Raw genomic sequence first — 12110 nt, 5'->3', positions numbered from 1 at the left:
CTAGACATAGGTGGGCATACAATAAAACACGTTTTACTGAGTGAGAATGCTATTCCATATGTGGATAGTAGGTTATCGTCAAGTTTTCCATTTTTTGATCCGCACTCTTAGGGTGGGGATTACTGCACGTTCAAGAAAAGAAATAAGATGGAAGGATGATTTATATGTGCGGGATTACAGGATGGGTGGATTATAAACGCTCATTAGAAGGAGAAAGAGATGTCGTTACGAAGATGGCTGAGACGTTAGCCAAACGTGGGCCGGATGATAATAAAGTTTGGATTAAAGGCAATGTCGCATTTGGGCATAAACGTTTAATCGTTGTGGACCCTGAGGGCGGGAAACAACCGATGACTTGTTTAAAAGATGAAACGAATTACGCCATTTGCTATAACGGTGAACTTTATAACACAGAAGACATTCGAAAGGAATTATTAAGAAGAGGATATACGTTCAAAGGTCATTCTGATACAGAAGTATTATTAGCTTCTTATATTGAATGGAAAGAAGAATGTGTCGATCATTTAAACGGTATATATGCGTTTGCTGTATGGGATGAACAGAAAGAACAAGTATTTATTGCGCGAGATCGACTAGGTGTAAAACCGCTATTTTATAAATATGATAGTGGGCGATTACTATTTGGTTCAGAGTTAAAAGCGATACTGGCTCATCCAGATGTGAAGGCGGAAGTAACGTTAGAAGGGTTATCCGAAATATTCGGCCTCGGACCGTCAAGAACGCCTGGCCATGGTATTTATGCTGGTATAAAAGAATTACGTCCAGGTCATGCGATGACATTTTCAAAGAACGGTTTATGTATATGGAGATATTGGAATGTAGAAAGTAAAAAACATGAAGACTCTTTTGAAGAAACAGTAGAGAAAACGCGCTTTTTATTACAAGATGCCATTACAAGACAGCTTGTTTCTGATGTACCACTATGTACTTTTTTATCAGGTGGTGTAGATTCGAGCGCTATTACAGCTATCGCAGCGAAAGAATACGAGAGATCAGGAAAAGGGCAATTACACACGTATTCTATTGATTACGAAGATAATGACAAATACTTTAAAGCGAATGCGTTCCAGCCAAATTCAGATGCTCCGTTTATTAATTTAATGACTGAGACATTTCAAACAACCCATCATCGCTGCGTCATTTCGAATGAAAAATTAGCAGAGTATTTAACTGAAGCAGTACTCGTTCGTGATTTGCCTGGTATGGCAGATATCGATTCGTCATTATTATGGTTTTGTCGTGAAATTAAACAAGATTTTGTCGTCGGTTTATCTGGGGAATGTGCAGATGAAATATTTGGTGGATATCCGTGGTTTTATAGAGAAGATGATTTACAATCGAGTGCCTTTCCGTGGATGCGCTCTACAGAAGCACGTGAACAACTGCTAAAGAAAGAATGGAGAAATAAATTAAATTTACAACAATATGTACAAAGGCGCTATGAAGAGTCGATTCAAGAAGTTCCTATTTTAGAGGGAGAAAGTCCGCTAGAAGCAAAAAGACGCCAATTATTTTATTTAAATATGGTATGGTTTATGACAACATTATTAGACAGAAAAGACCGCATGAGTATGGGGGCAAGTTTAGAAGTACGTGTTCCATTTGCAGATCATCGCCTTGTCGAATATGCGTGGAATATTCCTTGGGAAATGAAAATGTATAAAAACCGCGAAAAAGGTCTATTACGTAAAGCGTTAGAAGATGTACTTCCACATGACATCTTATATAGAAAGAAGAGTCCTTATCCGAAAACGCACAATCCACACTATACAAAAGCAGTAACAGTATGGCTTCAAAATCTATTAACGGATAAAGGTTCAATTTTACACGAATTGTTTGATAAAGAGCAGTTGAACGGATTAATTCAGTCTGGTGGCAGTGCATTTCAAACACCATGGTTTGGTCAATTGATGACTGGGCCACAGCTTTTAGCTCATTTAGCACAAATTCACGTTTGGTTTAAAGAATATGGGGTAAATATTAAGGAATAAGGGAAAAGCGGCTTACAATTATGTAAGTCGCTTTTTATTAAAGAAATTGTCATATAAAATTCAAAATCACCTTATAAATAATACTTAATTAGAATTATTATTTTGACGTACTTATTATTGCTTGTTATAATTGGAAACAAACGTTCTGAAAAGGATTCTCATTTATAAAATTGAGGTGTTATATAGATGACAAAGAAAAAAATAGGTTTACTCGTAATGGCGTATGGAACACCAGAATCATTAGACGATGTAGAGGCATATTATACACATATCCGTCACGGGCGTAAGCCGTCAGAAGAAGCGCTTGAAGATTTAATTGAGCGCTATAAAGCGATTGGTGGAATTTCGCCGCTTGCAAAAATTACGAAAGAGCAGGCGCATAAATTAACAGATTCAATGAATAACATATTTACAGAGTATGAATTTACTTGTTACTTAGGTTTAAAACATACTGCGCCATTTATAGAAGATGCTGTAGAGGAAATGAAGCGAGATGGAATTGAGCAGGCGATTAGTATCGTATTAGCACCGCACTATTCTACATTTAGCATTAAAGCGTATAATGATCGTGCTATTCATCTTTCAAAAGAAATCGGTGGTCCTGTTATTGAACCAATTGAACAATGGTATGATGAACCGAAATTTATTTCGTATTGGGCAGACCGAATAAAAGAAACGTTTACAGAAATTGATGATAAAGAGAAAGCAGTCGTAATTTTCTCAGCGCATAGTTTGCCAGAAAAGATTATTGCAGCAGGAGACCCATATGTAGAACAACTAAAGCATACGGCAGATTTAATTGCAGAAGCTGCAAATATTCAAAACTATACAATCGGTTGGCAAAGTGCTGGGAATACTCCTGATCCATGGATTGGTCCAGATGTGCAAGATTTAACGAAAGATTTATATGCAGAGCATGGGTACGAATCTTTCATATATTGCCCAGTTGGTTTTGTAGCGGAGCATTTAGAAGTTTTATATGACAACGATTATGAATGTAAAGTTGTAACTGATGAATTAAATGCCAAATATTTTAGACCAAGTATGCCGAATGCACAATCTGCATTTATCGACTGTTTGGCTGAAATTGTTTCAAAAAAAGTGAAGGAAATAGTTGACAAAGGTTTAGTTTTGAATAATAATTAGTTTATAATGATTTTAAATAAATAATAATTACTATGAAAGAAAGAGGAGGATCCCCCTAGATGAATCCAAATAATCGCTTAACAACAAACCAAGGTGCTCCAGTTGGAGATAACCAAAATTCTCGTACAGCTGGTCGTCGTGGACCAGTATTATTAGAAGACTATCATTTAGTAGAAAAACTTGCGCACTTTGATCGTGAACGTATTCCGGAGCGTGTTGTGCATGCACGTGGTGCAGGTGCTCACGGTGTATTCGTAACGAAAAATAGTATGAAGCAATATACGAAAGCGGCATTTTTACAAAATGAAGGAACTGAAACGCCTGTATTTGTTCGTTTTTCAACGGTTATTCATGGTCAAGGTTCTCCTGAAACAGCACGTGACCCACGTGGGTTCGCTGTTAAATTTTATACAGAAGAAGGAAACTACGATATCGTAGGTAATCATTTACCGGTTTTCTTCATTCGTGATGCAATTAAATTCCCTGATATGGTACATTCTTTAAAACCAGCACCTGATACGAATATTCAAACGCCAGATCGTTACTGGGATTTCATGACGTTAACTCCAGAATCTACACACATGATGACATGGGTATTTTCTGATTACGGTACACCAGCAAGTTATCGTGAAATGGAAGGTTTCGGCGTCCATTCATTTAAATGGATTAATGAAGAAGGTAAAATTGTTTATATTAAATACCACTGGAAACCACAGCAAGGTGTACGTAACTTAAATGCGAAAGAAGTGCAAGAAGTACAAGGGAAAGACTTCAATCATGCAACTCGTGACTTGTTCGACGCAATCGAAAAAGGAAATCACCCGAAATGGGATTTACACGTACAAGTTATGCAATTAGATGAAATGGACTCTTTAGACTTTGATCCATTAGATCCAACGAAAGTATGGCCAGAAGATCGCTTCCCATTAATGGAAGTAGGGACGATGACGTTAAATCGTAATCCGAAAAATTTCTTTGCAGAAGTAGAACAAGTAGCGTTCTCTCCAAGTGCAACTGTAAATGGTATTGAGCCATCGGAAGATAAATTATTACAAGGTCGTTTATTCTCTTACCCAGATACACAGCGTTATCGTCTTGGTGCAAATTACTTAAAAATTCCTGTAAACTGCCCATACGCAGCTGTTCATAATCAACAACGTGATGGTGCGATGCAAGTAAATCAAAACCCATCTACAATCAACTACGAACCGAGCCGTCATGCAGAGAATCCGGTTGAAGACAAAGCTTACCGCGATTCAACTATGAAAGTAGAAGGCTATGTATCTCGTGAAAAAATCGAGAAACCAAATGACTTCAAACAAGCAGGCGAGCGTTACCGTTCATTCTCTAAAGAAGAGCAAGATAACTTAATTGCAAACTTAACAAATGATCTAAAAGACGTAAATGAACGCACAAAATTATTAGCTGTTTGTAACTTCTTCCGTGCAGATCAAGAATACGGTATGCGTTTAGCGCAGGCATTAAATGTTGATATTACGCAATATGTAGGAAATGCTCCGAAATAAATAGGAAAAGACGACTGTTATGAAACGGTCGTCTTTTTTATGTGTAAAGTTACACGCGGGTATTCTTCAGTTTCGTTATGTCGGAATTTGTTGGTAAATCGATATCTTGTGTCGAAACGTTGATATATTGAAAGAAACAATCGATATATTTGAAAAATCATTGATATATCCAAAAAACCGTTAATATATTTCCAGTCATACTAGGTGGGGTATGTTGCCCGGTGCGCAAAAAAGAGATGCAATCTATTACTAATAGATTGCATCTCTTTTTTAGTTTGCTCGCTCTGCATGTTCATAAGCTTTCTCACCATGCATCGAAATATCAAGTCCCATATGTTCCTCGTGCTCATCTACCCGAACAGGGAGGAAGAAGTTAATAACTTTAATAATGGCATAAGTCATTATTATTGTGAATGCATATGTTGCTCCAATTGCTACCAGTTGTTTAAACAGTAAAGCGGCATTTCCGTAAAATAATCCGTTTGCACCATCTCCGTTTATGGTAGTGGTTGCAAATAGTCCTGTTGCAATACCGCCCCAAGTTCCTCCGATGCCGTGGCATCCAAAGGCATCAAGTGTATCGTCATACCCGAATTTTGTTTTTAAGAAGAAAACGGCGCCAAAGCATAATATACCACCAATTGCTCCGATAAGAAGAGCGGAGAAAGGTGTAACGAACCCGCAAGCTGGTGTAATAGCGACTAGACCAGAAACAACTCCGCAAGCAGCTCCCATCGCAGTCGGTTTTGATTGGAAGAACCATTCAGAAAGCATCCAAGTTAGAGCGGAGGCAGCAGCGGCTATATTTGTATTAATAAATGCAGTTAAAGCTACGTCGTTTAAGGATAATGCGCTGCCGACGTTAAAACCGAACCAGCCAAACCATAATAAGCCTGCGCCTAACATTGTAAATGGCAAATGGTGAGGAGAAGAACCATTTATGTTTTTTCGTTTTCCAAGGAAAATAGCTAATACAAGACCAGCAACTCCGGAAGTGATGTGAACGACGTTTCCGCCAGCGAAGTCTAGTGCCCCAAGTTCCCTTAGCCACCCGCCGACGCCCCATACCCAATGAGCGACAGGATTGTAAACGATCGTTGTCCATAGAAGGATAAAAATAAGAAAGGCAGAAAATCGCATTCTTTCAGCGAATGCACCTGAAATTAAAGCTGGAGTTAAAATGGCGAACATGAGTTGAAACATCATGAATAAATTGTGAGGAATAGTAGATGAGTAGTCTGGATTTGGTGCGTAGGTAACTCCGTTTAGACCGAACCAATCAAGTGTACCGATAATCCCGTGCCAATCTGGTCCGAATGATAAAGAATAGCCGATAACAATCCATTGAATCGAAACGATAGCCATTGCGCTATAACTATGCATCGTTGTACTGAGTACATTTTTGCTGCGAACCATACCTCCATAAAAAAGTGCCAATCCTGGTGTCATCAACATGACCATTACTGTCGTCACAAACATAAAAACCGTATCTCCCATATTCATGATTTTCCCTCCTATAATGTTAGAAAAAATAACATCATTTTGTTATGTTTCATATCATATTTGAAATTGAACTAAAAATCAACTAAAAATTCAGAAAAATATATACGTGATGTTAGAAAACCTAACATGTATTATTTTGTGAGGGTTGAAATCGACATATGCGTTTCATTCGGAAAATTGGTATAATATTCTTACAATTAAAAAACTTGGGGGATGCGTGTGGGAAAAATACGGACTAGGAAACTATTAATTTGTTTTTGCTTAGCTGTTGTTTTGTTTGTACCAATACATACTTTTGCAGACGAAAAAAGAGAGTGGCGAGACGAAGTTATCTATTCCATTATGATTGATCGCTTCAATAATGGAGAACCGAAAAATGACAAACAGTTAGAAGTTGGTAATTTAGAAGGGTATCAAGGTGGGGATATAAGAGGAATTATAAAAAGGTTGGATTACATAAAAGAAATGGGTTTTACTACCGTTATGCTTTCGCCGCTTTTTGAAAGTGGAAAGTACGATGGAGTAGACGTGCGAAATTTTAAAAAGGTAAATGAACATTTCGGGGCAGACAATGATGTGAAAGAACTTGTAAGAGAAGCTCATGCAAAAGGAATGAAAGTTGTATTTCAATTTCCGCTTGGAGAAAACGAACAACAGGTAATTGATGCAATGAAATGGTGGATAAAAGAAGTTGATTTAGATGGAAGTTATGTTATACATAGTGAAAAAAAGCCGCGTTCCTTTTGGGATAACGCGCAAAAAGATATGCAAGTGATAAAGAAAGATTTTCGTATTATGACAAAGGAGGATAGTGAATACAACGAAAAAATAGTAGAATCGTTTTCCAAAGCGGATGTATCGGTGAAATCGTTATACGATGTGAGTAAAAAAGAAGGGGAATTTGTTACGTTTTTAGATGATCAAGAAACAAAAAGATATGCGCGTATTGCAAAAGAAAATATGTATTATCCGCCATCACGTTTAAAACTGGCGCTTACATATTTGTTAACATCACCTGGAATTCCGAATTTTTATTACGGAACTGAAATTGCATTAGATGGAGGAAGTGTACCTGATAATAGACGATTAATGGATTTTAAGTCAGACGAAAAATTTATGCAGCACATAACAAAACTAGGTGAACTTAGACAGGCTAGACCGTCTTTACGACGCGGTACGTTTGAGCTACTGTATGATAAGAGCGGGATGAGCATACTAAAACGAAAATATAAAAATGAAGTAACTTTAGTAGCAATTAATAATACGAAAGAAACACAAAAAGTCTCCTTACCTGCAAGTACGATTGGTGAAAAACAAGAGTTAAGAGGATTGTTAGAGGATGAAATTATAAGAGAGGAAAATGGGGAATTTTATCTCGTTTTAAAGCGTGAAGAATCAAACGTGTATAAAGTTAACGGAGAAACAGGTGTGAATTGGTTATTTATCTCCTTAATCGTTGGTGTGAATGTATTATTTATTGCGTTTTTAATTGCAGTTAAAAGGAAACGTAGATGAGATGAGAAGTTACGCACTCTATATTCATGTCTTCTTATTGGATTTGTAAGTTTGTTCGGTGGGGCCAGGTTAGGGAGAAAGTCTTCTTCCTAGCCTGTTTTTGTGTCAATACGGATAGAGAAAGACCTTTGAAACAAACAATAATTGCAACTATATTAATTTTACATTACATTAAAAGTTAGAGAATACTCTTATACTAATATAGTACTAAATAGTAGGTGGGAAAATGGAATTTTACGATTTGGGTATTACCATTAAAGAGCTTAGAATTAAAAAAAATATATCACAATCCGAATTATGTCATGGAATATGTTCGCAAAGTCAAATTAGCAAAATAGAAAAAGGTATGATTTATCCATCTAGTATATTGTTATATCAATTATCAGAAAGACTTGGTATTGACCCAAATAATATATTTGCATTAACTCAAAACAAAAAGTTAAAATATGTAGAAAATGTAAAATGTGTAATAAAAGATTGCTTAAAGCAAAAACAATATAAAGAACTTTATGAAATCGTGAAAAAAGAGAAAGATGAAAAAAATTTTCAGGCAAAAGAAGATAAACAATTTCTCCTATGGCATGAAGCAATTGCTGTATTTGAGGTGAACAGATCCATAAAAACTGCTTTAAAGCTTTTAAATAATGCATTAAAACTAACTTTAACCAATGTTGATTTTTTATCAGAAAGAGAAATAGATATTATGCAGACAATGTCTATATTTTATGCGGAAAATAAAGAATATGATAAAAGTATTACTATATTAGGAAGATGTTTAACTAATTTTAATAAGTTAGATTTTCCGAGAGATAAAGCGATTAAATTAAAAATCATTTTTAATTTAGCGAAATGTTTAGGTATGACCTATCAATATGAAGAAGCGGTAAAATACATTGATAAGGGCATCAAATTAGCTATTAATCTAAATACTCTATACTTATTAGGTGAACTTTACTATTTAAAAGGATGGAATTTATTAAGATTTAAACAACAGAATGAAGAAGATATTGCAAATAACATGAAAAAAGCATTATTTATATTTGAACTAACAGAAAAAGAAAATCTGATAAAAATGGTTAAAGAAAAATATTTTGAAAACCAAACTGAAAAAAGCCACTCATAATACATTTGGAAATCACTTGAAATATAATAAAACCTACAGGGGAAATCCCTGTAGGTTTTACACTTATAAACTTGCTTCTAAAATATTAGTGTTTAATATAAATTTTTGAATAAGAGTTTACTTAGTGTACTTTTTATTTTGAAGTCTGCATCTTTATTAACAATTTATGCTTCTTTTTAATCACATCCAAATATTGTTAAGATTGAGATGATTCAAGTCGGAGGAAGGCACTTTGAGGTGTCTTTTTTTTATGACCTTTATCATTAACTATTTAATGTTTTTTTAAATGATTACATGACATATTTTTTTGTACCAAGCTTTGTTGATACAGTTAGACTTATCCGTTAGTGTATTCGTATTATTAGAACATCCTACAGTATTTAGGGAGAATGTGGCCAATAAAAACCATAATATTAATTTCTTCAAATAACCACTTCTAACTCTTTTTTAATTAACATTTTTTAAAATACTTATTAATTTTACATTACATTAAAGGTTGGAAAATATTCTTATACTCATAAATTGTTACGTTTCGGCGAGGAGAGGAATTATGAGTTATAGCAATTTTTAAGATGACTTTGGCCTAGGATGTAATTGCTAAGAAAAGTAATTCAAATCGAAGGGAAAACGTCTTAAGGTGTCTTTTCCTTATTTTCAATTTACTTAGCGATTTTTACCGCACATACCCTTTTTTCTATGGTTTGTTCTTGTAATATTGTCTCTACAAGACAAAAAGAAAACTCCTCTAATTAAGAGGAGTTTTCTTTTTAGCGGTAGTTAATGAACTGTACGTCGATTGGTAAATCAGCGCTACGAACAGCTGCGATTACGGCTTGTAAGTCATCACGGCTTTTCGCTGTAACACGTACTTGATCGTCTTGTACTTGTGTTTTTACTTTTAATTTCATTTCTTTAATGATGTTGTTAATTTTTTTAGCGTTATCTTTATCGATACCTTGTTGAAGTGTTGCACGTTGGCGAACAGTGTTGCCAGTTGCAGCTTCAACTTTTCCGTAATCTAAGTTCTTAATTGGAACGTTACGTTTTACAAGTTTAGAAATTAAAACGTCTTTTACTTGGTCTAATTTGAACTCGTCGTCAGAAGTTAAAACTAGTACTTCTTTTTCTAATTTAATATCACTTTTACTTCCTTTAAAGTCATATCGGTTTTGGATTTCTTTTAATGCGATATTAATTGCGTTTGTTACTTCAGGTAATTCTACTTTCGAAACGATGTCAAAAGAACTATCTTTTGCCATAGTTAGCACCTCCAAATAAATTTCTAATCTTGTTATGTACTGTACATACTAAAGTATAGCTGAAAACGAGTCTAGACTTAAGTGTTTTTGTACTTATATTCATGGAACCTCATTTTATTATAGTGAATTTTGGGCAGTTGGACAAATACAGGAAAAATCATGTTATAATTAACTTTTGTTTGGAATGATAAAAAAGATAATTTTATATATATAGAAGGGAATTAAAAAAATATGTATTTGCAAATAGGATCGATTGAACAGGTAACTGTTTTACGCGAAACGGAAATCGGATATATGGTTGGGAATGAAGAAGAAGAAATTTTCCTACATAAAAACGAAGTAGCTGGAGAAATTGAAGAAGGCGATACGATTGATGTATTTTTATACCTTGATCACCAAAATCGTATTTCAGCAACAATGAAGGAACCGATTATTACAACGTATGATTGGAACTGGGTAAAGGTTGTAGAAGTTATTCCTAGTTTAGGTGTGTTTGTTGATATTGGTGTGTCAAAAGATATACTAATTCCAGCTGATGAGTTCCCAATTTATATGCCGGTATGGCCAGAAGTAGGCGACGAATTATATTGTACGTTAAAATTAACGAATCGTGATCGTTTAATTGCTCTTCCGGCAAGAGACAGTGATATGCAAGAAATTATCGTAGATGCAACGCCATCTATGCGTAATAAAAACGTAAATGGACGTGTATATCGTTCGCTTCAAGTTGGTTCATTCATACTAACTGATGAGCATTTCCGTGCTTTCTTACACCATACAGAAAGAAAAGAACAAGTCCGCATCGGTGAGCGTGTAACGGGCCGTATTATTGACGTGAAAGATGATGGTACAATTAACATTTCACTTCTTCCTCGTAAAGAAGAAGGAATGGAAGACGATGCGGCAGTAATTTATGCATATATGGAAGAACGAGGCGGAGCAATGCCGTTTTGGGATAAGAGCCATCCGGAAGATATTAAAGAACGCTTTAACATGAGTAAAGCTGCATTTAAGCGCGCACTTGGTAAATTGATGAAAGAAGAAAAAGTTTACCAAGAAGAAGGTTGGACTTACTTTAAGAAATAAGATAGAAGATTAAAAAGCACAACCTTATGTAAAAAGATAAGGTTGTGCTTTTTTAATTTCCTTGCGGTGAAACAAGAGTAAATGTATCTTTCAAATCACTATCGTTTATTTTAATATTCGCCTTTTTTAATTCCTCTTGTAATAATTTTTGGCTGAATGCAGGATCAGCAGTACGTTCTTCCTCTAAGTTTTTGCGAATAGAGTTTTTTACCTCATCGTAAGGTTTTAGATCTTTTTTATCAGTTAATTTAATAACGTGATAACCGTTTGATGATTTTACGGGATTGCTAATTTGTCCAACATTTAGTTTGTAGGCAGCGGTTTCGAATTCAGGAGCCATTGTACCTGAATTGAAGTATCCAAGGTCTCCACCTTTATCTTTTGATAGTAGATCTTGTGATTCTTGTTTTGCTAATTCTTCAAATGAAGCACCAGCATCTAATTTACTCTTTATTTCTTTCGCTTCATTTTCGTCACTTACTAAAATGTGACTCGCTTTAATTTCTGGCTTATAGTGATCTTTTACGTCTTTTTCTGTAATGCTTTTCTTAATCGCTTCATTCATAGCAAGTTTGAACTTAATTTGATTTTTGAAATCCTCTTCATCTTTTAAACGATTGTTTTCTAATACTTTTTTGAATTGATCTCCATATTGTTTTTTTACTTTTTCTATTTCTTTATTTACCTCTTCATCAGGTACTTTATATTTTTTTGTGATGACGTCTTGTGCCATCATTTCGTATAGCATGTCTTTTCCGTAACGATCTTTCAATTGTTTTTCGAAGTCGTCCTTCGTAACAGTCGAGTCTGTTGCTGTGGCGACTGTAGCTGATCCGTTTTTTTGTCCGCAAGCAGATAGCATCAATATACTTATTAGTGCAGTAATAATGAAAATATGTTTCCCTCTCATGCCAACACCTCATCCGAATATGTTATCGCT

General features: G+C 35.1%; 9 protein-coding genes. 6 read left to right on the top strand and 3 right to left on the bottom strand.

Features of this window, described 5'->3' with window-relative positions; translation table 11 throughout:
• Nucleotides 1-164 precede the first annotated feature (164 nt).
• From asnB to katB, 3 genes are all read left to right on the top strand, one after another.
• On the top strand, nucleotides 165-2012 hold the full coding sequence (gene asnB, locus CQ064_RS03655; RefSeq protein WP_000333991.1) for an asparagine synthase (glutamine-hydrolyzing): 1848 nt from the start codon (nucleotides 165-167) through the stop codon (nucleotides 2010-2012).
• Between the two features lie 186 nt (nucleotides 2013-2198).
• Entirely contained in the window at nucleotides 2199-3158 is a 960-nt protein-coding gene (gene hemH, locus CQ064_RS03650; protein WP_000162620.1) for a ferrochelatase, read from the top strand.
• A gap of 59 nt (nucleotides 3159-3217) precedes the next feature.
• The gene (gene katB, locus CQ064_RS03645) at nucleotides 3218-4684 is read left to right on the top strand and encodes a catalase KatB (protein WP_001069183.1); all 1467 of its coding nucleotides are present in this window, start codon (nucleotides 3218-3220) and stop codon (nucleotides 4682-4684) included.
• 270 nt (nucleotides 4685-4954) lie between these two features.
• Here the strand turns inward: katB and CQ064_RS03640 are convergent, their stop codons facing one another.
• Entirely contained in the window at nucleotides 4955-6187 is a 1233-nt protein-coding gene (locus tag CQ064_RS03640; protein WP_001055850.1) for an ammonium transporter, read from the bottom strand.
• Between the two features lie 213 nt (nucleotides 6188-6400).
• Between CQ064_RS03640 and CQ064_RS03635 the strand changes: the two genes are divergently transcribed.
• Nucleotides 6401-7702 carry an alpha-amylase family glycosyl hydrolase gene (locus CQ064_RS03635; RefSeq protein ID WP_049800791.1) on the top strand — a complete coding sequence of 434 codons (1302 nt, stop codon included), beginning with the start codon at nucleotides 6401-6403 and terminating at the stop codon, nucleotides 7700-7702.
• 226 nt (nucleotides 7703-7928) lie between these two features.
• Nucleotides 7929-8825, top strand: coding sequence for a helix-turn-helix domain-containing protein (locus CQ064_RS03630; protein ID WP_000397875.1), 897 nt, complete (start codon nucleotides 7929-7931; stop codon nucleotides 8823-8825).
• Between the two features lie 767 nt (nucleotides 8826-9592).
• Here the strand turns inward: CQ064_RS03630 and CQ064_RS03620 are convergent.
• Complete coding sequence (locus tag CQ064_RS03620; protein ID WP_001040146.1) at nucleotides 9593-10084, bottom strand: YajQ family cyclic di-GMP-binding protein; 492 nt, start codon at nucleotides 10082-10084, stop codon at nucleotides 9593-9595.
• A 231-nt stretch (nucleotides 10085-10315) separates the two neighbouring features.
• Between CQ064_RS03620 and CQ064_RS03615 the strand changes: the two genes are divergently transcribed.
• Nucleotides 10316-11170: a CvfB family protein gene (locus tag CQ064_RS03615; RefSeq protein ID WP_000281259.1), complete on the top strand. Its 855-nt coding sequence runs from the start codon at nucleotides 10316-10318 to the stop codon at nucleotides 11168-11170.
• Nucleotides 11171-11222: 52 nt separating this feature from the next.
• On the opposite strand, the gene prsA is transcribed toward CQ064_RS03615, so the two are convergent.
• Nucleotides 11223-12080, bottom strand: a complete 858-nt coding sequence (gene prsA, locus CQ064_RS03610; RefSeq protein WP_001214221.1) for a peptidylprolyl isomerase PrsA — start codon at nucleotides 12078-12080, stop codon at nucleotides 11223-11225.
• Between the last annotated feature and the right edge of the window lie 30 nt (nucleotides 12081-12110).

It is taken from the genome of Bacillus sp. MYb78 (assembly GCF_002975115.1).
In the GTDB taxonomy this organism is placed as follows: Bacteria; Bacillota; Bacilli; order Bacillales; family Bacillaceae_G; genus Bacillus_A; species Bacillus_A cereus.
The sequence above is the reverse complement of the archived record's forward strand: the minus strand, read 5'-3'. Positions and strand labels throughout refer to the sequence as shown.